Annotated in this window: 20 protein-coding genes; 12 read left to right on the forward strand and 8 right to left on the reverse strand. The window is 75.1% G+C overall.

Annotation, left to right across the window (positions count from 1 at the left end):
* Positions 1–156: 156 nt before the first annotated feature.
* Positions 157–687 (forward strand): cell wall hydrolase, encoded by a 531-nt coding sequence (locus MOV08_RS08225; RefSeq protein WP_275306870.1) that lies wholly within the window; start codon positions 157–159, stop codon positions 685–687.
* Between the two features lie 37 nt (positions 688–724).
* Here the strand turns inward: MOV08_RS08225 and MOV08_RS08230 are convergent, their stop codons facing one another.
* A complete protein-coding gene (locus MOV08_RS08230; RefSeq protein WP_039630654.1) occupies positions 725–2,080 on the reverse strand; it encodes a hypothetical protein in 1,356 nt (451 codons plus the stop codon).
* Between the two features lie 280 nt (positions 2,081–2,360).
* Here MOV08_RS08230 and MOV08_RS08235 point away from each other — a divergent pair, with 280 nt between their 5' ends.
* Entirely contained in the window at positions 2,361–3,122 is a 762-nt protein-coding gene (locus MOV08_RS08235) for a hypothetical protein (protein WP_275306871.1), read from the forward strand.
* Between the two features lie 43 nt (positions 3,123–3,165).
* Here MOV08_RS08235 and MOV08_RS08240 read toward each other — a convergent pair whose 3' ends face one another.
* Genes MOV08_RS08240 through MOV08_RS08250 form a run of 3 tightly spaced genes read right to left on the reverse strand, consistent with a single transcriptional unit; the run spans position 3,166 to position 6,568 of the window.
* Positions 3,166–4,311, reverse strand: a complete 1,146-nt coding sequence (locus tag MOV08_RS08240) for an acyl-CoA dehydrogenase family protein (RefSeq protein ID WP_275306872.1) — start codon at positions 4,309–4,311, stop codon at positions 3,166–3,168.
* Positions 4,308–5,573: an acyl-CoA dehydrogenase family protein gene (locus tag MOV08_RS08245; protein WP_275306873.1), complete on the reverse strand. Its 1,266-nt coding sequence runs from the start codon at positions 5,571–5,573 to the stop codon at positions 4,308–4,310. Before MOV08_RS08245 ends, MOV08_RS08240 begins: the two co-directional genes overlap by 4 nt.
* Positions 5,570–6,568, reverse strand: a complete 999-nt coding sequence (locus MOV08_RS08250; protein ID WP_039630662.1) for an NADPH:quinone oxidoreductase family protein — start codon at positions 6,566–6,568, stop codon at positions 5,570–5,572. Before MOV08_RS08250 ends, MOV08_RS08245 begins: the two co-directional genes overlap by 4 nt.
* A 212-nt stretch (positions 6,569–6,780) precedes the next feature.
* On the opposite strand from MOV08_RS08250, the gene MOV08_RS08255 reads away from it, so the two are divergent.
* A complete protein-coding gene (locus tag MOV08_RS08255; RefSeq protein ID WP_039630664.1) occupies positions 6,781–7,677 on the forward strand; it encodes a helix-turn-helix transcriptional regulator in 897 nt (298 codons plus the stop codon).
* Here the strand turns inward: MOV08_RS08255 and MOV08_RS08260 are convergent.
* Both MOV08_RS08260 and MOV08_RS08265 read right to left on the reverse strand, forming a co-directional pair.
* Positions 7,615–8,688 (reverse strand): glycosyl hydrolase family 18 protein, encoded by a 1,074-nt coding sequence (locus MOV08_RS08260; protein WP_275306874.1) that lies wholly within the window; start codon positions 8,686–8,688, stop codon positions 7,615–7,617. The two genes, MOV08_RS08255 and MOV08_RS08260, sit on opposite strands and share 63 nt — an antisense overlap.
* Before the next feature lie 368 nt (positions 8,689–9,056).
* Positions 9,057–9,701 carry a winged helix-turn-helix transcriptional regulator gene (locus MOV08_RS08265; protein ID WP_039630666.1) on the reverse strand — a complete coding sequence of 215 codons (645 nt, stop codon included), beginning with the start codon at positions 9,699–9,701 and terminating at the stop codon, positions 9,057–9,059.
* A 116-nt stretch (positions 9,702–9,817) separates the two neighbouring features.
* Here MOV08_RS08265 and MOV08_RS08270 point away from each other — a divergent pair, with 116 nt between their 5' ends.
* The 7 genes from MOV08_RS08270 (at position 9,818) to MOV08_RS08300 (ending at position 17,872) form a co-directional block, all read left to right on the forward strand.
* Positions 9,818–11,029: a pyridoxal phosphate-dependent aminotransferase gene (locus MOV08_RS08270; RefSeq protein ID WP_039630668.1), complete on the forward strand. Its 1,212-nt coding sequence runs from the start codon at positions 9,818–9,820 to the stop codon at positions 11,027–11,029.
* 221 nt (positions 11,030–11,250) lie between these two features.
* Positions 11,251–12,579, forward strand: a complete 1,329-nt coding sequence (gene egtA / locus MOV08_RS08275) for an ergothioneine biosynthesis glutamate--cysteine ligase EgtA (RefSeq protein WP_275306875.1) — start codon at positions 11,251–11,253, stop codon at positions 12,577–12,579.
* Positions 12,576–13,901: an ergothioneine biosynthesis protein EgtB gene (gene egtB / locus MOV08_RS08280; protein WP_275306876.1), complete on the forward strand. Its 1,326-nt coding sequence runs from the start codon at positions 12,576–12,578 to the stop codon at positions 13,899–13,901. Before egtA ends, egtB begins: the two co-directional genes overlap by 4 nt.
* Positions 13,901–14,656 carry an ergothioneine biosynthesis protein EgtC gene (egtC, locus tag MOV08_RS08285; protein ID WP_039630672.1) on the forward strand — a complete coding sequence of 252 codons (756 nt, stop codon included), beginning with the start codon at positions 13,901–13,903 and terminating at the stop codon, positions 14,654–14,656. The genes egtB and egtC overlap by 1 nt, the downstream gene beginning before the upstream one ends.
* Positions 14,653–15,615, forward strand: coding sequence for an L-histidine N(alpha)-methyltransferase (gene egtD / locus MOV08_RS08290; protein ID WP_039630673.1), 963 nt, complete (start codon positions 14,653–14,655; stop codon positions 15,613–15,615). The genes egtC and egtD overlap by 4 nt, the downstream gene beginning before the upstream one ends.
* Before the next feature lie 127 nt (positions 15,616–15,742).
* Positions 15,743–16,675 carry a phosphatidylinositol-specific phospholipase C gene (locus MOV08_RS08295; protein WP_039630675.1) on the forward strand — a complete coding sequence of 311 codons (933 nt, stop codon included), beginning with the start codon at positions 15,743–15,745 and terminating at the stop codon, positions 16,673–16,675.
* A gap of 132 nt (positions 16,676–16,807) precedes the next feature.
* Entirely contained in the window at positions 16,808–17,872 is a 1,065-nt protein-coding gene (locus tag MOV08_RS08300; protein ID WP_275306877.1) for a trypsin-like serine peptidase, read from the forward strand.
* A gap of 5 nt (positions 17,873–17,877) precedes the next feature.
* Here MOV08_RS08300 and MOV08_RS08305 read toward each other — a convergent pair whose 3' ends face one another.
* On the reverse strand, positions 17,878–18,939 hold the full coding sequence (locus MOV08_RS08305; protein ID WP_275306878.1) for a phosphatidylinositol-specific phospholipase C domain-containing protein: 1,062 nt from the start codon (positions 18,937–18,939) through the stop codon (positions 17,878–17,880).
* Between the two features lie 128 nt (positions 18,940–19,067).
* Between MOV08_RS08305 and MOV08_RS08310 the strand changes: the two genes are divergently transcribed.
* Positions 19,068–19,628 (forward strand): DUF2165 domain-containing protein, encoded by a 561-nt coding sequence (locus MOV08_RS08310; protein WP_275306879.1) that lies wholly within the window; start codon positions 19,068–19,070, stop codon positions 19,626–19,628.
* A 71-nt stretch (positions 19,629–19,699) separates the two neighbouring features.
* Here the strand turns inward: MOV08_RS08310 and MOV08_RS08315 are convergent, their stop codons facing one another.
* On the reverse strand, positions 19,700–22,888 hold the full coding sequence (locus MOV08_RS08315; RefSeq protein WP_275306880.1) for a cytochrome P450: 3,189 nt from the start codon (positions 22,886–22,888) through the stop codon (positions 19,700–19,702).
* A 146-nt stretch (positions 22,889–23,034) separates the two neighbouring features.
* On the opposite strand from MOV08_RS08315, the gene MOV08_RS08320 reads away from it, so the two are divergent.
* A complete protein-coding gene (locus tag MOV08_RS08320; RefSeq protein WP_052286600.1) occupies positions 23,035–23,784 on the forward strand; it encodes a PAS domain-containing protein in 750 nt (249 codons plus the stop codon).
* The last annotated feature ends 5 nt before the right edge of the window (positions 23,785–23,789 follow it).

Raw genomic sequence — 23,789 nt, forward strand, 5'->3', positions numbered from 1 at the left:
GGCCGGACTTGGGCGGGTGCTGGGATCAGCCCCGGGCCCTGCCGCCACGCCCCGTCGTCCGCCGCGAGGGCGGGCGGGAGGGTGACGACAGTGCCGCAACGAGCCTCCTCGACGCCGTGCCGGCCGGCACGGGGAGAGCGACGGCATCATGGACCGATGAGCTCCGCCGCAGGTCCCCAAGTCCCCAACGTCCGCGGCCCCGTTGCGTTCGACGCGCTGCCCGGGGCGCTGCGCAACGTCGCCTACTCGGCCGCCCGCCATCCGGGAGCCGGGCCACCTGAATGCCCGTCACACCCGGCCGGACCTGCGGCGGGTACGGCGGCGCCCCCGGACCTCGCCGGCGGCGCCAACTGCCAGCGCTACGCCTATGCCGTGCTGGCCCACTTCGGGCTGCGGGTGCCGCCGCTGCGCTCGGCCGAGCTGTGGGCGGACCGCGCGGCGACCCGGCGGGCCGCTCCGCCGGAGCCGCTGGACCTGGTGCTCTTCGACGCCGGTCCGCTCGCCGGGGGGCCGGAGGGATACGGCGCGCACGTCGGCGTCCACCTGGGACCGGATCGGGTGCTGCACCTGTGCCGGGAGGTGGGCCGACCGGCGGTGTGGGGCTACGCCGACTTCGCGGCCCGGGCGCGGTACGCCCGCTTCCTGGGCGCGAAGCGGGTGGTGCCGGACGGCTTCCGGGAGGGGTAGCGCACCGGACCGGCCGGGCCGGTCGGAACCGGGCCGGTCAGAAGTCGCCGCCGCCGAAGCCGCCGTCGCCGCCGCCCCCGAAGTCCCCGCCGCCGCCGAAGCCTCCGCCGAAGTCGCCGGGGTCGAAGTCGGCGCCGGTGACCTCGCCGCCCTCCGCCCCCTGGTGGCCGCCGAGGTCGGCGCCGTAGGCGGGGCCGGTCATCATGAGGTGGCCGAGGGTGGTGCCGATGAGCAGGCCGGGGAGCAGCCCGCCGCCGAAGTAGCCGCCGGCCCAGGGGGCGTAGGAGGGACCCGCGTCCCAGTACGGGCGGTCGCCCTGTGGGGTGCGGACCGTGCGGGCCAGCGGCTCCCGGCCGTCGTCCAGGCGGCTCTTGTCGGCGGCGCAGACCGGGACGGTGCGCTCGGCGCCGCCGGGCGGGGCCCAGGTCGCGTCGGTGACCGAGGGACCGTGCCGGGGGTCGAAGAAGCAGGGCAGCCGGCGCTCGGGCAGCGGCCGGCCCTCGCGGCGCGCGGCGAGCGCGGCGAGCGCGAAGCGGCCCTCCTCCAGTTCCTTGGTCACCGCCTGGACGTCGCCGGGGTGCTCGGCCGCGGCCATCGCCGACTTGGCGTCCTCGTAGGCGTCCAGGGCGCGGGAGTAGTCGGCGCGCATCGCGTCGTCGGCGCCGGGCTCGGCCGGGTTGAAGTCCAGTCGGTCCAGTTCCTCGCCGAAGGCGGTGATGTCCTCGTCGACCACGATCCGCAGGTCTTCGAGGGCGGCGCGCTCCTCCTCGGCCCGCTTGCGGCGGTTGCGGCGGGCGATGGCGTACGCGCCGCCGCCCCCGATGACGATCAGCGCGCCGAGGCCGACCACGGTGCCGGTGTCGATCCCGCCGCCGCTGCCGGTGCCGCCCCAGGAGGCCGGGGCGTGGCCGTGGGCCTCGGTGGCCGCGGTGTCGACGAAGCTGTTGAGGCGCGCGGAGACGGTCGGGTACTGCGAGCGCTTGACGGCGCCGACGAGGTTCTGGACCGCGGTGCGCGACATCACCCGGGGGTCGGCGCCGGCGTTGAAGCCGTCGCCGAACTCGACGGCGTAGACCCCGCTGATGCCGACCTTGGTCCGCAGGTCCCGGAGCAGGGTGGACGGTTGGTAGTCGGAGGTCCGGGGCAGGACGGCGACGAAGACCGGCCTGCCGGAGTCCTTGATCTTCTTGGCGAGGGCGTCCGCCTCAGTGGCCGAAAACTGACCTGAGGCGCGGGGGTCGACGTAGACCGGGCCCTTCCGCAGGGCGGCGGCCGCCTCGTCCAGCCCACCCGCGGCATGTGCGCCGGGCGCGGCCACGGTGACCATCGCGAGGAGGGCCGCCAGCAGCAGGAGCACCGGTCCGATCAGCACACGGCGGGTTGCGGTCTTCATGGCTCCGACGCTACCTGAACGGCACTTTCAAGACACCCTCGCCAGTTTACGGATTTTTTACTCACCGTCGGGGTGCGGCGGGCAGTATCCCGCCTCGCCGCCGAGCTGTCGCGCCGGAGCTGTCCAAGCAGGTGGTCGCCGGGCGGGGGCCTTTGATGATCAAGGTCGCCGGGGATGTTCCGGCTCGTCCCTCCCCGACGAAGCCCGGGCGCGCCCCGCGGCAGCGCCGGCGCGAGGACCCGAGGGACGACTCGTCCCTCCCCGAGGAAAGGAGGACGCGATGGGCAAGGTCGCCGAGGCGGCCAACTCCCTCGCCATCGCGGTCGCCGCCACCGCGGTCGGCTGCACGCTGGTCCTCGAACTGGCCCCCGCGCACCACGTGGGCTTCGCCCGCTCCGCCGCCCCCACCGTCTCCCCCGCGGTCGCCGCGCGCACCGCGACCACCGGCCGCGCCGCCGTCACCCACGGCGGGCCGGACGTCCCCGAGGACCCCGCCGTCTCGGAGGACCGGGAGGACCGGGAGGGGCCGGTGGCTCGCGACGGGCCGGTGGATCGCGCCGGCCCGGACGATCCGGCGGGCCCGGAGGATCCAGCGGACCCGAGGGTTCCGGAGGACCGGCAGGCTCCGGATGACCAGCAGGCCCCGGACGCCGACGCCGCGGCCGCCGTGCCGGGCCCGGCGCGGGCCCGCCCCGCCGACTCCCCGCCGGACGCGGCGCCGCCCGGCACCGGGCGGCCCCCGGCCGGGCGGATCCAGGTCACCGCGCCCGCCGACCAGACGAGCCTGCGGGTCAACGGCAGCTTCCCGGTCGCCTGGACCAACACCACCGGCACCGAGGTGGACGTCTGGTTGAACGCGGCGGCCGGCCCCGGCCGGATACAGCGGCTGGCGCTGGTCTCCCCACGGGCCGGTGCCGGCCGGGCCGGCGAGGTCCTGGTGACCCTGCCCGAGGTTCCGCCCGGCCCGGCCTACGCCCTGGAGGTGACCGCCGGCAACGGCACGGCGCACGCCTTCAGCCGACCGTTCACCGTCACGAACTGACGGGGCGACAGCAGGCGGGACTTCGCGGACCCTAGCGCGGACCCTAGGGCGCGGCCAGGTCCACCAGGGTGGCCAGCGCGTCCCGGTGGCGCCCGGGCGTGCCGAGGGCGAGTTCGTCGGTCTTGGCGCGCTTGAGGTAGAGGTGCGCGGGGTGCTCCCAGGTCATCCCGATGCCGGCGTGCAGCTGGATGCACTCCTCGGCGGCGCGCACCGCCACCGGCGCGCAGTACGCCTGGGCCACCGCGACCGCCACCGGCGCGTCCGGGCCGTCGCCGGCCAGCGCGTCGGCGGCGTTGCGGGCCGCGGCCCGGGCCGAGGCGACGTCCAACCACAGCGCGGCCATCCGGTGCTTGAGCGCCTGGAACGAACCGACCGGGCGGCCGAACTGGGTGCGCTCGCCGGTGTACCGCACGGTTTCGGTCAGGCACCACTCGGCGAGACCGAGCTGCTCCGAGGCGAGCAGTCCGGCGCCGGTGCGCAGCGCGCGCTGCACGGCGGTACGGGCCCGCTCCCCGCGGGCCAGCGGGCGGCCGGGAGCGCCCTCGAAGACCACGTGGGCCAGCGGCCGGGTCAGGTCGAGCGGGGTGACCGGCTCGGTGCGCACGCCGTCCGCCGCGGCGTCCACCGCGTAGAGCGCCGGGCCGTCCGGGCCCTCGGCCGGGACGAGCAGCAGTCCGGCGCCGGCGGCGTCCGCGACCGAGGTGACCCGCCCGGTGAGCGCGCCGTCGGCGTCCGCCCGTACGGTGGCCGGGCCGGTCCCGCCGGGCGCGGTCGGCAGCGGGACGGCGAGCGCCCCGACGGTGCGGCCCTCGGCGAGGTCGGCCAGCGGGCCGGCGACCTCGGTCCGGTCGGTGTCGCAGCCCAGCAGCGCGGTGACCGCGAGCACCGCGCTGGTCAGATAGGGCACCGGTGCCACCGCGCGGCCCAGTTCCTCCAGGACGACGGCGGCCTCCCGGGGGCCCGCGCCCTGTCCGCCGAACTTCTCGGGGACCAGCAGACCGGCGACGCCGATCTCGGCGGTCAGGGCCCGCCACAGCTCCGGGTCGTAGGGCCGGCCGGTCTCCAGGGCGGCGAGCACGGTGGCCGGATCGCAGCGGTCGGCGAGCAGGGCCCGTACGGCGGCGCGCAGGGCGTCCTCGTCCTCGGAGTAGAGGAGGTCGGGTTCGGCGGCGGGGGTCGTGGGAGTCATCGGGGGAGGTCCTTCCACGCGACGTCCTTGTCGGTGCGCGGCTCGGGCGGCAGGCCCAGGACGCGCTCGGCGACGATGTTGAGCAGCACTTCGGAGGTGCCTCCCTCGATGGAGTTCCCCTTGGCGCGCAGATAGCGGTAGCCGGCCTCACGGCCGGTGAAGTCGACGCCCTCGGGGCGGCGCAACGTCCAGTCGTCGTAGGTGAGTCCGTCCTCGCCGAGGAACTCCACCTCCCAGCCGCTGATCTGCTGGGCGAGCCGGGCGAAGGCCAGTTTCATGCCGCTGCCCTCGGGACCGGGCTGGCCCGTGGGGGCACCTCCCGCTCGAACGGAGTTGAGAGTGGAGGAGAGTTGCTGGCGCAGCCGTTCGCCGGTGAGGCGGGCGACCTCGGCCTCCACCCAGAGGGTCAGCAGCCGCCGGTGCAGGTCGTGGGTGCGCAGTTCGGGGCGGTCGCGCCAGGCGGCCGCGGCGACGCCGATCATCCCGCCCTCGCGCGGGGTGCGGACGCCGCCGATGGCGACCCGTTCGTTCATCAGGGTGGTGCGGGCGACCCGCCAGCCGTCGCCGACGTCGCCGAGGCGGTGGGCGTCGGGGATCCGCACGCCGCTGAGGAAGACCTCGTTGAACTCCGCCTCGCCGGTGATCTGACGCAGCGGGCGCACCTCGACGCCGGGGTCGGTCATGTCGCAGACGAAGTACGTCAGCCCCTGGTGCTTGGGCACGGCCGGGTCGGTGCGGGCGACCAGGATCGCCCAGCGCGCCAGATGGGCGCTGGAGGTCCAGACCTTCTGCCCGTCCACCACCCAGTTGCCGTTCTCGTCCCGGACGGCGCGGGTGGCCAGCGCGGCCAGGTCGGAGCCGGCGCCGGGCTCGCTGAACAGTTGGCACCACACCTCCTCGCCGGTCCACAGGGGCCGCAGGAAGCGCTGCTTCTGCTCCTCGGTGCCGTAGCGGAGGATCGTCGGGGCGGCCATGCCCAGGCCGATGCCGATCCGGCCGGGGTCGTTGTCCGGGGCGCCGGCGGCGGCGAGTTCGGCGTCCACGACGGCCTGGAGGGAGCGCGGGGCGTCCAGGCCGCCGAGGCCCTCGGGGAAGTGCACCCAGGCGAGCCCTGCGTCGAAGCGGGCGCGCAGGAAGTCCAGCCGGTCGGTGTCGGACCAAGGGTGCGGGCCCTCGGCCAAGGGTGGTGGTGGGCGACGGGTGGGCGGTTGGGTGGCGAGCAGTTCGGCGGTGCGCCGGCGCAGGTCGGCGGCGTCGGTCATCGGTTCTCCTCCGTTCCGGGAACCACCACGAGGCGGCCGACGGAGTCCCCGTCGGCGACCCGTTGGACGGCGTCGGCGGCCCCCGCCAAGGGGACCCGGTCGCCGATCAGGGGCTTGATCGCCCCCTGTGCGGCGAGCTTGGTCAGCTCCTCGTGGCAGGCGTCGACGGCGGCCGGGTCCTTGGTGTTGTACAGGCCCCAGTGCAGGCCCAGGATCGCGTAGTTCTTGACCAGGGCGTGGTTGAGGGCCGGGGTGGGGATGGCGCCGCCGGCGAAGCCGACGACGAGGATCCGGCCCTCGAAGGCGATGCACTTGGTGGACTTGGCGTACGCGTCGCCGCCCACCGGGTCGTAGACCACGTCCGCGCCCCGTCCGCCGGTGGCCTCCTTCACCGCCGCGACGAGGTCGTCGGACCGCCGGTCGAGGACCAGGTCGCAGCCCAACTCGCGGGCGGTACGGGCCTTTTCGGGGCCGCCCACGACGCCGATGACCCGGGCGCCGGCGGCCCGGCCGAGCTGGACCGCGGCGCTGCCGACGCCGCCGGCCGCGGCGTGCACCAGCAGCGTCTCGCCCGCCTGGAGCCGGGCCCGGCGGTGCAGTCCGAACCAGCCGGTCTGGTAGCCGATGTGCAGTGCGGCGGCCTCGGCGTCGTCCAGTGCCTCGGGGGCCGGCCGGACCGCCGCGGCGTCGGCGACGGCGAGCTCCGCGAAGCCGCCGCCGGGCAGTGCCGGCTGGGCCAGCACCCGCGCGCCGACCTCGCCGGTCGCGCCCTCGCCCACCGCCAGCACGTCGCCGCAGATCTCCACGCCGGGGGTGAACGGGAGCGGCGGCCGGACCTGGTACTGGCCCCGACACAGCAGCGCGTCGGGGAAGTTGACGTTGGCGGCCCGCACCCGCAGCAGCAGCTGGCCGGGGCCGGGCTGCGGGTCCGGTACCTCCTCCAGCCGCATCACCGCTCGCGGCTCCCCGTTCGCGTGCACGCGCCATGCCTTCACGTGATGCCTCCACAGACCTGAAGTCGTACGGCCGACACGGGGGCCGGATCCGGCCCCCGCCACGGGCATACTAAGCAGTCGGTAACGTCCAGGGAACAGTTCCGGCCGGCCCCGTCGCGGGTGATCCGCCGGGCCCGGGGCGGGCCCCGCCCGGCAGCCTGCCCCTGACAGGGACAGGCGGCCCGGCCACCGCGTGACGCACACTGGCGGGCATGGACGCATCCGCCGCCACCGGCCCCTCCGCGCTGGGGGACTTCCTGCGCACCCGCCGCGCCCGGCTGCAGCCGGAGGACGTCGGCCTGGTCTCCTACGGGGCGCGCCGCCGGGTCCCCGGACTGCGGCGCGAGGAGCTCGCCCAGCTCGCCGGCGTCAGCGTCGCCTACTACACCCGCCTCGAACAGGGCCAGAGCCACAACGCCTCGGAGGGCGTGCTGGACGCCCTCGCCCGGGCCCTGCGGCTGACCCCCGACGAGCGCGCCCATCTGCGGCAGCTCGCCCGCCCGACGCCGAACCGGCGCCGCCCGGCGGTCCGCCCCGACACCGCCCGCCCCGGCGTGCGGCAGCTGCTCGCCGCCGTGGAGGGCGTGCCGGCCCTCGCCCTCGGGCCGCGCTTCGAGGTGCTGGCGTGGAACCGCCTCGGGCACGCCCTGATCGCCGGCCATCTGGACTTCGACAGCCCCTCCCGTCCGCCGGACCGGCCCAACACCCAGCGGCTGCTCTTCCTCGATCCGCACACCCGCGAGCTCTACCCCCAACGCGAGGAGGAGACCCGGCGCGCGGTCGCCTCGCTGCGGGTGGCCGCCGGGCAGCGCCCCGACGACCAGCAACTGGCCGAGCTGATCGGCGAGTTGTCCATGAAGAGCACCGAGTTCAGCGGTCTGTGGTCGCGCCACGTGGTCAACAACTGCACCTTCGGCACCAAGCACTTCCACCATCCGCTGGTGGGCGAACTGGCCCTGGACTTCGAGATGATGCAGACCCCCGACGGCTCCGGCCAGGGCGTCCTGATGTTCTCCGCCCCCGCCGGCTCGCCCTCCGAGGCCGCGCTACGGCTGCTCGCCGCGGAACGCGGCCCAGACGTCCGGGTCCTCGAACCCCAGCGCCCATAGGCCCCGGCCCCGCACCCCGTACTCCGCCAGCAGCGGCAGCTGCGCCCGGACGCCCCGCGCGTCCTGGTACCAGACCTCGTGCCGCTCGCCGCCGCGCGCGTAGCGGAAGTGCGGGGTGCCGGAGACCTCGTCGAAGGTGTACGGGGCGCCCACCCGCCTCCGCAGCGCCTCGGCCTCGTGCCAGGTCACGTGCGTGGCGCGCCGGCCGCTGCCCGGCACCCAGTCCCAGCCGTATCCGGGGAACGCCAGCTCGATCCGGTCCCGGGGCACCTCGGCGGTGGCCTGGCGCAGGATCTCCGCGTACCACTCCTTCGAGGACAGTGGCCCCGGCTCCCCCATGGACCAGTGCAGGTCGTAGCCCATGTACCGCACGGTGTCGGCGAGCGCGCCCAGCTTCCGGTAGTCGAAGGCCGCGCCGGCGCCGCGGGTCCGCGGCATCACCGTCACCACGCACGCCTTGCCGCTGCCGTGCAGCCGGGCGCAGAGCTCGCCGACGAGGGTGACGTAGCCGCTGCGCACCCGCGCCCGGGCCGCCGCGTCGCCGGTCACCGCCATCGTCTCGTAGTCCAGGTCGAGGCCGTCGTACCCCTGGCGCGCCACCGTCGCCACCAGCGCGTCGACATGGGCCCGGCGCCGCGCCGGGTCGTGCAGCAGCGCCGCCATCGCCGTGGCGTCCGGCGTCTCGGTCACCGTGGGCACCACCGCGATGCCGGCCCGGTGCAGCCCCGCCACCATGTCCGGGCGGACCGCGCCGGGCCGGCCGGTGACCGCGCGCTCGGACGTCGCCTCGTACCAGAAGGGGCTGACCGTGTGCAGCTGCCCGGCGTGCGCCAGCGCGTCCCGGTAGGCCCCCTCGACGTCGCCCCAGAACGGCAGCCACGCCGACATCCCGCGCTCCCGTGTCCGGGGCACGGGAGCCGCCCCGGACGGCAGCACCGCCCCCACCACCAACACCAGGGCCAGCAACAGCACTCCGCCGACCCGCTTCCGCATCCGCCACGTCCGCGTCATGTCCCGAGCCTCGCCCGGCCCGGCCCCCGGCACTCCTCGACGCGGCCGAACGGCGGGATGGCGGGACGCCGGCCGGGGCGACGCCCGGGGCGTGTCTGCCGAGCAGGGTCAGCGCGCGCCGTTCGCGCTCATGGGGGCCGGGCCCCTCGGCGGCACGGAAGCGTTTGACGACCCGGTCCGGGTGGAGGGTGAGGTCGTGGGTGTGCCAGCGGCCCGTTCCGGAGGGCGCGGGCGGCGGTGTCCGGTGGGTGTTCACCGGACGGACGGTGACACGGGCGGGGGGCCGCGGCATGGACGGCGGCCGGCGACACGGGGCGGTCGCCGGCCGCGGGGGCGGTCGGTCGGGAGGGCGGTCGGTCGGTCGTCGTTCAGGCCGTGGTCGGGTCCGGGGTGCGTTCGCCGGGAAGGGTCTCCTCGATCCGGCCGGCCGCGAGGGCCTCGGCGAGGGTGAGGCGGTCCTGGGCGAGGGCGACGCAGGTGGCGGTGTCCATGCGCAGGACGGTGTCGGGGTGGGTGGCGGGGCCGTCGGCGTAGCGGGCGGCGGCCGGGCCGTCCGGGTCGAGGACGACGTGGAAGGCGCCCTCGTCCAGGGCGACGTCGATGACGCGGACCGCGTCGCCCGGGTAGTGCCGGGCGAGCCGGGCCATCAGCGGGACCGCGGACCAGTGGGCGCGGACCGCGTCGGTGGGGCGCTGCTCGTCGAGGGCCGGGGCGCCCCAGTCGGCGAGCGCGGTCAGGGCCGGGAGCAGGGCGCGGCCGCGCGGGGTGAGTTCGTAGACGAAGGCGGCGCCCGGCGGGGGGAGGCGGCGGCGGGTGAGCAGTTCGTCGCGCTCCATGTCCTTCAGGCGGGAGGCGAGCATGTCCGTGCTGACGCCCGGCAGGTCGGCGTGCAGGTCGGTGTAGCGGCGGGAGCCGCCCAGCAGTTCCCGGACGATCAGCAGCGTCCAACGGTCGCCGACGGCGTCCAGGGCCCGGGCGACGGCGCAGTACTGGTCATAACTTCGGCGCGGCATGACACCAGCATAGACATGTGATTGGATTTTCCAAGCTAGAAGTTGGGAAAACCAAGTACGGTGTCACGCGTGCTGCCGCGCCCCGCGGCGGGCGAAAGGACCAGGGAGGCCGCCGCATGCAGTTCAAGCAGTCCAGCAAGATGGCCGACGTCTGCTACGAGATCCGCGGCCCGGTGATCGAGCACGCGGACGCGTTGGAGGAGGCCGGCCACAGCGTGCTGCGGCTGAACACCGGCAATCCGGCACTGTTCGGCTTCGAGTGCCCGGAGGAGATCCTCCAGGACGTGATGCGCAACCTCTCCCGCGCGCACGGCTACACCGAGTCCCGGGGCATCCTCGCCGCCCGCCGCGCGGTGGCCCAGCGCTACCAGGAGGCCGGGCTGACGGACGTCGACGTCGACGACGTCTATCTGGGCAACGGCGTCTCCGAGCTGGTCTCGATGGCGGTCCAGGCACTGCTGGACGACGGGGACGAAGTCCTCATCCCGGCACCCGACTTCCCGCTGTGGACGGCCGTCACCAGCCTGGCCGGCGGCAAGCCGGTGCACTACCTGTGCGACGAGTCCGCCGACTGGCTGCCGGACCTCGACGACCTCGCCTCGAAGATCACCGACCGGACCCGGGCGCTGGTCATCATCAACCCCAACAACCCCACCGGCGCGGTCTATCCGCGCGAGCTCCTGGAGGGCATGCTCGACCTGGCCCGCCGCCACCAGCTGATGGTCTTCGCCGACGAGATCTACGACCGGATCCTGTACGACGACTCCGTCCACCACCACGCCGCCGTGCTCGCCCCGGACCTGGTGTGCCTGACCTTCAGCGGCCTGTCCAAGTCCTACCGGGTGGCCGGGTTCCGCTCCGGCTGGCTGGTGGTCTCCGGCCCCAAGGAGCACGCCGCGGACTACCTGGAGGGGCTGGGCACCCTCGCCTCCATGCGACTGTGCCCCAACGCCCCGGCGCAGTACGCGATCCAGGCGGCGCTCGGCGGCCGGCAGACCATCAAGGACCTGGTCCTCCCCGGCGGCCGGCTGCGCGAACAGCGCGACCGGGCCTGGGAGCGGCTCAACGAGATCCCGGGCGTCTCCTGCGTCAAGCCCAAGGGCGCGCTGTACGCGTTCCCCCGCCTCGACCCGGCGGTCCACAAGATCCACGACGACGAGAAGTTCGTGCTCGACCTGCTGCTGCGGGAGAAGATCCAGGTCGTCCAGGGCACCGGCTTCAACTGGCCGCGCCCGGACCACTTCCGGATCCTCACCCTCCCGCACGCCGACGACCTCGACGCGGCGATCGGCCGGATCGGACGCTTCCTCGCCGGGTACCGGCAGTAGACCGGGGCGGCGCGGCCGGGGCACCCACCGCCCCGGCCGCGGTCACGGTCGCGCACCACCCGAACGGACGTACGGGTTTTCCCTCGGTGCTCCCCCGTCCCACCTGCCCGGTCCTCCCTGCCGGGCCGCCCACCGCGGGCAGGCGCTCTTGAGCGGGCCGCCCGCAGCGGCTTAGGTGGAGGGCGGCAATCCTGCCGCCGCCCGGAGGGGAGAGGGAAGCGATGCCCGTACCACCGTCGATATCGGAAGCGGAACTCGAAGCCCACCTGAGTGGGATCTGTTTCAAGACGGGCCCGCCGCGCCGCATAGGCGTCGAGATAGAACTGCTGGTCCACGACGCGCACAACCCTCGATGTCCGGTCCCACCGGATCGGATGCGCCAGGCGGCCCGCGCACTGCGCGCCCAGCCGCTGCACTCCTGCCTCACCTTCGAACCCGGCGGCCAGCTGGAGCTCAGCTCGCTGCCCGCCGACTCCCTCACCGCCTGCGTCGAGGCGGTGGCCGCCGATCTCGCCCGGGTCCGGCCCGTCCTGCGGGAACTGGGCCTCGGTCTCGCGGGCCACGGCCACAATCCCTGGCACCCGCCCCGACGGGTGCTCACCGCACCGCGCTACAACGCCATGGAGGCGTACTTCGACCGGCACGGACCGGCCGGCCGGTCCATGATGTGCGGCACCGCCTCCGTGCAGGTCTGCGTGGACGCCGGTCACGAGGAGCCGGGACCGCTGGGGCTCGGCAGACGGTGGCTGCTGGCGCACCTGCTGGGCGCCGTGCTGGCCGCCGCGTTCGCCAACTCCCCGCTCGCCGAGGGGCGCCCGACGGGCTACCGCACCACCCGCCAGGCCATCTGGACGCAGATCGACCCGGGCCGCACCCTCGCCCCGCCCCAGGACGCGGAGCCGCGCACCGCGTGGGCCCGCTACGCCCTGGACGCCCCGGTGATGTGCGTCCGGAGCCAGGACGGCCCCTGGGACGCCCCGGAGGGCCTCACCTTCCGCGAGTGGATCCGCACCGGACTGCCCCGGCCGGTGACGCGGGAGGACCTGGACTACCACGTCACCACGCTCTTCCCGCCGGTGCGGCCGCGCGGTCATCTGGAGCTGCGGATGATCGACGCGCAGCCGGGCCCGGACGGGTGGATCGTGCCGCTGGCCGTCACCGCCGCCCTGTTCGACGATCCGGAGGCGGCCGAGTTCGCCTACCGGACCGTCAAACCCCTTGCGGAGACCGCCGGCCTGCGCCCGGCGCCGGAGAACCCGCTGTGGCGGACCGCGGCCCGGGACGGGCTCACCGACCCCGAGCTGGGCGCCGCCGCGGTCGCCTGCTTCGCCGCCGCGCAGGAGGCGCTGCCGCGGCTGGGCGCCGCCCCCGGGATCCGCGCGGCGGTCGCGGAGTTCACCGAGCGCTATGTGGCACGCGGCCGGTGCCCCGCCGACGACCAGCTGGACGCGCTGCCCGCGGCGGACGCCGCCGGCGGCCCGGACCCGGCGGGCGGCGGGCCCGGCACCGCGGCCGAGGGCCGCCTCATCCGTGGGAAGGACAGCCTGTGACCATCGACCCCGAGCCGTTCCGGGAGCGGGCCGCCGCGGCGCTGCTCGCCGCCCGCGACCGCACCCGCCTGCTGACCGGCTGCGTCGAGGACCCCGACCTGGTCGCCCAGCACTCGCCGCTGATGTCCCCGCTGGTGTGGGACCTGACGCACATCGGCAACCAGGAGGAGCAGTGGCTGCTGCGCACCGTCGGCGGTCGTGACGCGCTGCGCCCGGACATCGACTCCGTCTACGACGCCTTCGAGCACCCGCGGGCCGAGCGGCCCGCGCTGCCGCTGCTGCCGCCGACCGAGGCCCGCGACTACGTGGCCGAGGTCCGCGGCCGGGTGCTGGACGTCCTGGAGCGCGCCGAGCTGCACGGCGGCCCGCTGCTGTCGGCCGGCTTCGCCTTCGGGATGATCGCCCAGCACGAACAGCAGCACGACGAGACGATGCTGATCACCCATCAGCTGCGGAAGGGCCCGCCGGTGCTCACCGCGCCCGAGCCACCGCCCGCGCCCACCGGCCCCCTGCCGTCCGAAGTGCTGGTCCCCGGCGGGCCGTTCCTGATGGGGACGTCCACCGAGCCCTGGGCGCTGGACAACGAACGCCCGGCGCACCGGCGGACGGTGTCGTCGTTCTTCCTCGACACCACCCCGGTGAGCAACGGCGCCTACCAGCGCTTCATCGAGGACGGCGGCTACGACGACCCGCGCTGGTGGGCCCCGGAGGGCTGGGCGCAGGTCGGCGAACACCGGCTGCGGGCGCCGTTGTTCTGGCGGCTGGAGGGCCGGCAGTGGCTGCGCCGCCGGTTCGGGGTGACCGAGCCGGTGCCGCCGGACGAGCCGGTGCTGCACGTCAGTTGGTACGAGGCGGACGCGTACGCGCGGTGGGCCGGGCGGCGGCTGCCCACGGAGGCCGAGTGGGAGAAGGCGGCCCGCCACGACCCGGCGTCCGGGCGGGACCGGCGCTACCCGTGGGGCGACGCGGACCCGTCCCCGGAGCACGCCAACCTCGGTCAGCGGCACCTGCGGCCGGCCCCGGTCGGCAGCTACCCGGACGGTGCCTCGCCGCTCGGCGTCCACCAGCTGATCGGCGACGTCTGGGAGTGGACGGCGAGCGACTTCCTGCCCTACCCCGGCTTCGCCGCGTTCCCCTACCGGGAGTACTCCGAGGTGTTCTTCGGCAGCGCGCACAAGGTGCTGCGCGGCGGCTCGTTCGCCGTCGACCCAGTCGCCTGCCGCGGCACCTTCCGCAACTGGGACCTCCCGGTGCGGCGGCAGATCTTCGCCGGATTCCGCACCGCCAGGGACGCCGGGCCGGCGGCCGAGGACGTCATCTGATGTGCCGTCATCTCGCCTATCTGGGGCCGGAGACACCGCTCGGTCAGGTGGTGCTGGCGCCGCCGCACGGGCTGTACCGGCAGTCCTGGGCGCCGCGCCACCAGCGGCACGGCACGGTCAACGCGGACGGCTTCGGCGTCGGCTGGTACGCGCCGGGCGACCCGGTGCCGGCCCGCTACCGCCGGGCCGGGCCGATCTGGGCCGACGAGCAACTGCCCGACCTGGCCCGGGTGATCCGCACCGGGGCGCTGCTGGCCGCGGTCCGGGACGCCACCGTGGCCGGCGCCGACGCCGAGGCCGCCGCCGCGCCGTTCGCCTCCGGGCGGTACCTCTTCAGCCACAACGGCGCGGTGGCCGGCTGGCCGGACGCCCTGGCGCCGCTGGCCGCCGGGCTGCCCGCGGCGGAGCTGCTGCGGCTGGCGGCCCGCAGCGACACCGCGTTCCTGTGGGCCCTGGTGCACCACCGGCTGGCCGCCGGCGACGACCTGGGGCGGGCGCTGGCCGGCACGGTGGAGGAGGTCGCCGCGGCGGCCCCCGGCTCCCGGCTCAACCTGCTGCTCACCGACGGCACCGGCATCGCCGCCACCACCTGGGGCGACACCCTGTTCCACCGCGCCGTCCCCGGCGGCGGCCGGGTCGTCGCCTCCGAGCCCTATGACGACTCCCCCCACTGGACCGAGGTCCCCGAGAGCACGCTGCTGTGCGCCACCCGCACTGAGGTCCATCTCACCCCGCTCAAGGAGCCCGCAACGTGAGCCCGCTCAGCATCACCCGCACCCTGCCCGCCGACGCCACCGCGGCCGCACTGCGCGCCGACGTCGTCGCGGGACTGTCCCGCACGCCCAAGCAGCTGCCGCCGAAGTGGTTCTACGACGCCCGCGGCAGCGAGCTGTTCGACGAGATCACCACCCTGTCCGAGTACTACCCCACCCGCGCCGAACGCGAGATCCTGCTGGCCACCGCGGACCGGATCGCCGCCGCCACCGGTGCCCGTACCCTCATCGAGCTGGGCTCCGGCTCGTCCGACAAGACCCGCCACCTGCTGCGCGCGCTCACCGACCTGCACACCTACCTGCCGGTCGACGTCAGCGAGTCCGCGCTGCGGGCGGCCGGCGAGGGGCTGCTGGCCGAGCACCCCGGGCTGACCGTGCACGCCCTGGTCGCCGACTTCCAGCAGGGCCTCACCCTGCCGCCCGCGCCCGGGCCGCGGCTGCTGGCCTTCCTCGGCGGCACCATCGGCAACCTCCTGCCGGACGAGCGGGCCGCGTTCCTGCGCGCCGTGCACGACCTGCTCGCGCCCGGCGACGCCCTGCTGCTCGGCACCGACCTGGTCAAGGACGAGGCCACCCTGGTCGCCGCGTACGACGACGCCCGCGGGGTGACGGCCGCCTTCAACAAGAACGTCCTGGCGGTCATCAACCGCGAGCTGGGCGGCGACTTCGACCCGGAGGCGTTCGACCACGTCGCGCGGTGGAACGCCGCACAGGAGTGGATCGAGATGCGGCTGCGGGCCCGCACGGAACTGACCGTCAAGATCCCCGACGTGGACCTCATCGTGCCGTTCGCGGCCGGTGAGGAGCTGCGCACGGAGATCTCTGCGAAGTTCCGGGAGGAGGGGGTGCGCACCGAACTCGCCGCCGCCGGGCTGCGGCTGACCGAGTGGTGGACCGACCGCGCCGGCCGGTTCGCGCTGTCGCTGGCGCTGCGGGTCTGACCCGTTCCGGCCACCGGGTGCCCTGTCCCCCGCCGATGTGGTTCGATGCCCCGATCGCACATCCGTACGCGTCGCCGGGCTCGCCCGCCGCGTGCGGACCCGCACGGGCTCGACGGAGGGGCAGGGCATGGGCACGGCGCTGGATCGGCGGAGTTTCCTCAGGGGCGCGGCGGGGCTGTCCGCCGCCGGGCTGCTCGCGGGCATCGGCGGTGGCGGGTCCGCGGCGGCCGCCGCCCCGGCCGCGGTGTCGGTGCGGGACTGGATGTCCGCCCTCGGCGACGCCACGCCCGTGCAGCGGCTGAGCATCCCCGGGACCCATGACTCCGGCGCCCGGATCGGCGGGCCCTGGGTGGAGTGCCAGAACACCTCGGTCGCCGACCAACTCGCCTCCGGCATCCGGTTCCTGGACGTCCGTTGCCGGGCCATCGACGACGTCTTCGCGATCCACCACGGCGCGTTCTTCCAGGAGCTGATGTTCGGCGACGTGCTCAACGCCTGCCGGGACTTCCTGCGGGCGCACCCGTCCGAGACCGTGCTGATGCGGGTCAAGCAGGAGTACTCGGAGGTCTCCGCGGCGGAGTTCCGCCGGATCTTCGGGATCTACCTGGACGGCAAGGGCTACCGCTCGCTGTTCCGGCTGGAGCAGGGCCTGCCGACGCTGGGCGCGGCCCGGGGGCGGGTCGTGCTGCTGGCGGACTCCGACGGGCTGGGCGGGGTGCGGTACGCCGACCCGGCGCTGTTCGACATCCAGGACGACTACATGACCGAGCCGATCGGGAAGTACCCCAAGGTCGAGGCGCAGTTCCGCAAGGCCGTCGCCCAGCCCGGCAAGCTCTTCGTCAACTACGTCTCGACCGCCGCCCTGCTGCCGCCGCGGTCCAACGCCGACCGGCTCAATCCGCGGGTCAAGAGCCTGCTGGAGGGCGCCGAGGGCAGCGCCTGGCGGGGCCTGGGCATCGTCCCGATGGACTTCCCCAACGAGTTCGGGATGGCCGAGACCCTGATCCGGCACAACCTGGCCGGGCTCGGCGTCACCCTGCCGGCCCAGCCGCACACGTGATCGGCCGTCGAACCGAACCACTACGCGCCGCCGTGCATCAGACTGGTTGAAATGTCTGGTTCCGGCGCTGCCCCCGCCCCGCACGACGGCGCGCGGTGCGGCGGCGCCGGCTGAAGCGCAAGGCGGCACCTGGTGGAGACGAGCGAACGCGAGCCCGGGGCGGCGGAACAGGACGCGCGGTGCGCGCCCGGCACGACCGGGGCGGCCCGGTCCGGGCCGGCGCCGGAACCGCCGGAGCCCGGCGGGCCGGTCCGCACCGGGCGGGCCCGCGCGGGGGTGCCGCTGCGGGTGACCCTGACGCTCGGGATACTGACGGTCGTCGTGGGCGGGACGGCGCTGGCCCTGAAGGCCGCGCGGCAGGACCCGTACGTGGCGCCCGGGAACCCGGCAACCGGCACGTACCTCGCCTCGCGGTCCGCCGGTGACCGGGCCGCCGCCGCGGTGCTGGCCGGTCCGTACCGCGAGGTGCCGGGACCGGCGGCGACCACCGCGCGCGGGGCCGACGGCGCGCCGGCCCCGCTGCCCGTCTCCCGCCCGCTGGTGGCCAGTGCGGCGACCCCCGCGCCGCCGGTCGGCGCGCTCTTCTCCCCCGGCGACGACGGCGACGCCGGTCACTACTGCACCGCCAGCGTGGTGCACTCCCCTGCCGGGAACCTCGTCGCCACCGCCGCGCACTGCGTCCACGACGGCGGGTTCCGCACCCGGCTGGTCTTCGCGCCCGGCCTGCACGACGGGGTCGCGCCGTACGGGCTGTGGGTGCCGACCCGGATCGACGTGGATCCGCGCTGGATCAGCGACCGGGACCCGGATCACGACGTGGCGTTCCTCCGGGTCCGCCGGCACGGCGGCACGGACCAGCGCATCGAGGACGTCACCGGCGCCGAGCAGATCCGGTTCGACGCCCCGCCCGGCCGACCGGCGCAGTTGACCGGCTACCCGTCCGACCGCGACACCCCGGTGAGCTGTCGGCACACCGCGGACGCGGAGGGGCCGAGCCAGCTCCGCTTCCCCTGCGCGGGTTTCCCCAACGGGACCAGCGGCGGCCCGATGCTCACCGACGTCGACCCGGTGACCGGCACCGGCTCGCTCATCGGGGTGATCGGCGGCCAGGACGAGGGCGGCGACGACACCACGTCGTACAGCAGCCGCTTCGGGTCGGACGTGGCGGAGCTGTACCGGCGGGCCGTCCGGGGCTAGGGCCGTCAGGCGCCGCCGCGCGGGACGACCGTGGCGAGGACCGACGGCAGCGGGTACCAGTCGGCGGTGGCGAAGCTGGCGTGCGCGGCGGCGAGTTTCCCGACCCGGGCCAGCGCCTCGACCTCGGTGGGGTGGGTGGGGTCGAGGGCCGGGGGCACCTTGTGGGCGTCGGTCATGATGAGCAGGTAGTGCCGGGCGTCGCACCAGGAGGTGTCGATGGTGCCGTCGAGGTACGTGGCCGCGTCGCCGTCGAACACCACGAACCAGGGGCGCAGGGCGGGGTCGGCGTAGCGCTCCCGGGGGTCGCCGGGCGCGGCGCCGTGGACGGCGGGGAAGGCGGTGGCCCGGCCCAACTGGCCCCGGGCGGCTAGGTCCTTGAGGTGGCCGGCGTATTCGACGTCGGTCCACAGCTTGTCGAGCGGGTTGTTCTCCTCGACGGTGCCCGGTATGAGCTCGAAGAGGAACTTGCCGGCCAGGTCGGCGCGCGAGGGCCAGCCGCCGGCCCGCACCGCCTCGTCCAGCGTGGTGTGGCCGGCCGCCAGCTCGCCCGGGCCGTACACCGCGTCGCCGAGTTTCTGCCGGATCAGGGCGTCGAACTCGGCCGGTCCGCGCCCGCCCTTGGCGTTGAAACCGTCCTTCATCTCGACCTTGACGAGGATCGGGCGGTGGCCGGGGTGGGCGTCGTGCCAGGCGCGCATGTCGGCGAGGCAGCCGGCGAAGCCCTGGTTGCGGTCCTTGGTGCGCAGTTCGGCGGCGGTGGTCGCGCCGACGCAGTTGCTGTTGTTCCCCAGCGGGTTGCTGTGCGCGACCCGCCACGACACGCCCAGGCCGTTGGTCCAGACGTCCACCTCGACGAGGGCGGCTCCGGAGTCCAACGCATCGGCGAAGTACGGGTACTTGGCCTTCTCGTAGGCGTTGTGGACCCCGACCGCGGTGGTGGTGTCGTAGGTGGAGGAGGTCGTCGTGGCGGCCGTCGCCGTGGCCGGCTCCGCGCCCGCCGGGCCGGTCGCCGCGATCATCGCCGCCGCCGCGACGGCGACCGTTCCCGCACACCGCTTCCTGTTCATGTTCCCCGCTTTCCCCTGGTGTCCTGCCTGGTCGGTCAGCAGCGTACGGGAGTTGGCGGTCGGTAAGCGGAACGGGAGCAGGCACGATACGGTCAGCGACGCGAACGACTGAACGAAAGGGCGTACGAATGCAAAACCGGGGGAACGCGACCACCTCCAGCGGGCTGTCCTGGGCGGCCGCGGTGTTGACGGGGATGGTGGCGCTCTACATCACGCTGGTGGCCTTCGGGAACATCACCGACTTCGGCACCAACCAGGCGTACGTCCGCCATGTGCTGGCGATGGACACCACCTTCCAGGACCCGGACCTGATGTGGCGGGCCATCACCTCGCGGACGGTGCAGGACGCCGCGTATGTGGCGGTGATCGTCTGGGAGTCGGCGGCGGCGCTGGTGCTGCTGGCGGCCACCGCGCTGTGGGCGCTGCGGGGGCGGTCCGGCGGTGCCCCGCGGGCCCGGCGACTGGCCACCGTCGGGCTGCTGATGATGATGGTGCTCTTCGGCGCCGGGTTCTGGGCGATCGGCGGCGAGTGGTTCTCGATGTGGCAGTCGAAGCAGTGGAACGGGGTCGAGGCCGCGGTGCGGAACTTCCTCATGACCGGCGTGGTGCTGCTCCTGGTGCAGCTGTCGGGGATGGTGTCGGGGATGACCGCGCGGCCGGCCGGCGCGGACGACGGCGCCGAGGACTAGGTTCTGCAATCGACGATCGGCGGCGGGTGCGGGAGGATCCCGCACCCGCCGCCGGTGGTTCGGCCGGGGGGTCAGCCGGCCGCGTAGACGTCCTCGATGTAGCGGCCGGAGGCGGTCAGTTCACGCAGCCATGCCTCCGACTCCTGTTCCGAGGCGCCGGTGCCGGCCCGGTGCACGGCGCGGAAGGCGGCCCGGACGCCGGGGGCCATCCGGCTGCCGTCCCCGCAGACGTAGACCCGGGCCCCGGCCCGCAGCAGCTCCCACACCTCGGCAGCCTCGGCCTCGATCCGGTGCTGGACGAAGCGGTGGCCGCGCTCGGGGCGGGCGCTGAAGACGGGGCGGACGGCGAGCGCGCCGGCCCGCTCGGCGGCGGCGAACTCCGCGGCGTGCAGGAAGTCGCCGTCGGGGTCGTCGCAGCCGAAGTAGAGCCGGGCCGGGGTGGTCCGGCCGGTGGCGACGCGGTCGGCGACGGCGCCGCGGAAGGGCGCCAGTCCGGTGCCGGCGGCGACCATGATGACCGGGGTGTCGTCGGCCGGGTCGAGGCGGAACGCCTCCCGGCACGGCTGGACCCGGGCCAGCAGGGTGTCACCGGGCCGCAGGGTGTGCAGATACGTCGAGCCGGTGCCGCCGGGCAGCAGCGAGACCATCAGGTCGGCATGCCGGGGGTCGGCGGCGGGCGACGACGACAGCGAGTAGTGGCGGATGCGGAGCGGTGACAGCAGCTCCAGCACCACCGGCCAGGGCAGTGCGCCGCGCAGCGCGGGGTGCGCCTCGATCAGCTCGACGAGGGTGCGCGGATCGTCCTCGGAGAGGTTCTCCAGGGCGTGCCGCTCGGGCGGGCAGGGGTTGTGGGCGGCGAGCAGGGCACGCTGCTCGCCGGTCGGGCGGGCGTTCAACTCCAGGTGATGCGCCAGGAGTTGGCGGACCGTCAGCGGACGGTCGACGGGCAGCGTGGCGCGGGCCGGGCGGCCGGCGGGCGGGCGCAGCGCCAGGACGGTGTCCAGGTCGACGCCGAGCGCCCGCGCGGTGCGGGCCACCGCCTCCGGGGTGTTGACCGGCAGCACGGCGAGGTGGTCGGCGGTGCGGTAGCTGACGCCGTCGGGCAGCGCCAGCCGCAGGAAGCGCTTGGGGCGCGGCCAGCCCTCGGCGGTCAGGTCGTACGCCTCGGTCACCGTCATCGGGACGAGTTCGTGCCGGGCGGCGAGCGCGTCGAGCGGGCCACCGGTGAGCGCGGCGACGGTGTAGCCGGAGTCGTCGACGGCGTCGGAGGTAGCGTCGCCGATGGTCGCCGGGTCGCCGTGGCGGATCAGCAGCTCGACGCGGAGTGCGACGGCGAACTCCTTGACGGTGCCCATGAGTTCACCGGAGGCGTCGGCCTCGGCGCGCGGCAGCAGTTGCGCCCCGCCGAGCGCGGTCAGCCGGTCGTCGATGAGGGTGGGGACCTGCTGGTAGGTGGCGGCCCAGTTGCGGTCGCCGACGCCCAGCACGGCGTAGCTGACGCCGGCCGCGGCGCCCTCGGGCGCGGTGGCGAGCCAGGCGGTGAAGTCGGTGGCGTCGTCGGTCGGCTGACCGTTGTAGGAGGCGGCGACGATGACGACGGGGCGGTCGGCGGGGAGTCCGCCGGCGTAGGCGTTGAGCGGGGCGACGTCGGTGGCGAAGCCCAGGGCGGCGGCCTCGTCGGCGAGCCGCTCGGCGAACTCCCGGCAGGTGCCGTAGTTGGTGCCGTGCAGCAGGAGCAGGCCGGTGTCCTGTGGGACGCGGGTGGGCAGGCCGTCGTCGGGGGCGGCGCCGGCGGCGGCGCCTTCGGCGGACCCGCCGGGCAGCACGGCCAGCGCGGCGCGGACCGCGGCCCGGTCGGCGGGGGTGCGGGGGGCGAGCGCGAGGGTGAAGCCGTCGGGCTTGAGGGTGAGGGTCTCCTTGACGCGGAGCCGGTAGCCGGTGTGGTCGATCAGCCGGTAGCGGTGCACCAGCAGCGCCAGCAGCATGGTCGCCTCGTGCAGCGCGAACTGCCGCCCGATGCAGGCGCGTTCGCCGGTCCCGAAGGGCTTGTAGGCGTGCGGGGAGCGGGCCGCCTCGGCCTCCGGGGTGAAGCGGAACGGGTCGAACGCCTCGGGGTTGTCGCCCCAGGCCGGGTCGCGGTGGAGCATCGGGGTGAGGACGGTGACCAGTTCGCCGGCCGCGACCGGGTAGCGGCCGCCGAGCACGGTGTCGGTGCGGGCCTGGCGGGTGAAGGCGGCGGCGGTCGGCCACAGGCGCAGCGCCTCGTTGAGGACCTGGCGGGTGAACGCCAGCTTGCCGATGTCCTCGAAGGAGGGGTCCGGCTCGGGGGCGTCGCCCCACAGCTCGTCCGCCTCGCGCTGCGCCAGCCGCAGCGCGACCGGATCCTTGAGCAGGTGGTACAGGGCGAAGGAGAGCGCGCCGGAGGTGGTCTCGTGGCCGGCGATCAGGAAGGTGATGACCTGGTTGCGGATGTTGGCGAGGTCCAGGACCGGGCCCTGGTGCGCACCGTCGCCGTCCCCGGCGGCGAGCATCAGGCCCAGCAGGTCGTCGTCGCGCTGCTCCCCGCCGGCCCGGCGGGCGGCGATCACCTCGTCGACGACGGACGCGAGGTAGTCGGCGTCCGCGCGGAACGCCGCGTCGGTGGCGGAGTGGTCGGTGCCCGGCTGGCGGGCGAACCTGGTCATGCTCCATTCCAGGCAGCGCACCATCGCCTCGACGAAGGGGTGCGGGGTGTCCCGGGCGAACGACTCGAAGTCGAAGCCGAAGCCGGCCAGTCCGATGGTGTCCAGCGTCATCCGGGTCATGTCGTCGGCGACCTCGATGGGGCGGCCCTCGGCCATCCGCCCGTCCCAGGCCGCCATGACCCGGCGGGCGACCTTCAGCATCGCCGGGTGGTACGTCCGCATCGAGCCCAGCGCGAAGGCCGGCATCAGCAGTTCGTGGGCCTTGGCCCAGTTGGGCTCGTCGTTGTAGGCGGTGAACAGACCGTCACCGGCGAACTCCCGCACGTCCTCCAGGATCACCGAGACGCCCTTGGCGAAGCGGGTCTCGTCGGAGACCTCGGTGACCAGGTCGAGGGAGGAGAGGAACAGGGTCTCGCGCGCACCGAACTTGCGCGTGAAGGCCGGGCCGTGGATCCGGGCGAGGTCCATGGCCTGCTGTAGGGGTGTGTTGCTGATGCCGGTCGCCGTGAGGTCCGCGACCGGGGCGCCCGTGGCGTCCGTGAGGTCGCCCGTCCGGGGCGCGATGGTGTCGGTCATGCCTCCAGCGTGACCGGCCCGGTGACCGCCCTCGCCCCGGGGAACTGCATGATTGTGCAGTGGTTCGTCGTCGCGCACTCTTGCGCGCGGGGCGAGGATGGGGCAGGGGCGGCCGGCGGCACGGGAGAAAGGGCGGAAACCGGGCGATGGGCGGAGCGACGCACGGTGGTGCGCCGGAGGACGACACGGGCGGGGACTGTCCACGCCGGGAGCCGCAGGCCCTGCCCGACCCGCCACCGCCGGCCAACGCCTACCGCGACTACTTCGTGATGCTGCTGTACCGCATCCCCACGCCGATCGCGGTGTGCCGGGTGGACGGTCTGGTGCTGATCGCCAATCCGGCGATGGCGGCGCAGTGGGGCGCGGCCCCCGGGCAGTTGCGCGGCCGCAATCTGCTCGACCGGTTCCGGCCGCGGGACCCTGCGCAGATCGCCCGGATCATGGAGGCGCTGCGGCTGGGCCGGCGGTCCCGCTATCCGGTCGAGGTGCGGTGGCGGACCGGGCCCGGCGAGCCGGAGCGGCAGGGGGAGCTGACGATCGATCCGGTCGGCGACCCGTCCGCGGCGCCGCCGGCGCTGCTGGCCCTGTTGCGGGAGGACGGCGGGGCCACCGCCGCCGCCCCGCCGGCCGTGCCGCGCGCCGCGGCCAGCCCCGTCGAGGCCCGGATCCTGGCGCTGGCGGCCGGCGGGGCGACCACCGCCGCGATCGGCAGCGCCCTGGGCCTGACCGTCGACGGGGTGAACTACCACCTCACCCGGCTGGCCCGCCGCTGGCGCGTGCAGGGCCGCACCGCGCTGGTGGCGAAGGCGTATGTGCTGGGGGTGCTCGCCCCGGACCGCTGGCCGCCGGCGCCCGCGGCATCCGAGGACGGCGGCGCGCACCCCACCGCCCCCTAGGGGCT

The organism is Streptomyces yunnanensis (assembly GCF_029011865.1).
GTDB classification, from domain to species: domain Bacteria; phylum Actinomycetota; class Actinomycetes; order Streptomycetales; family Streptomycetaceae; genus Streptomyces; species Streptomyces yunnanensis.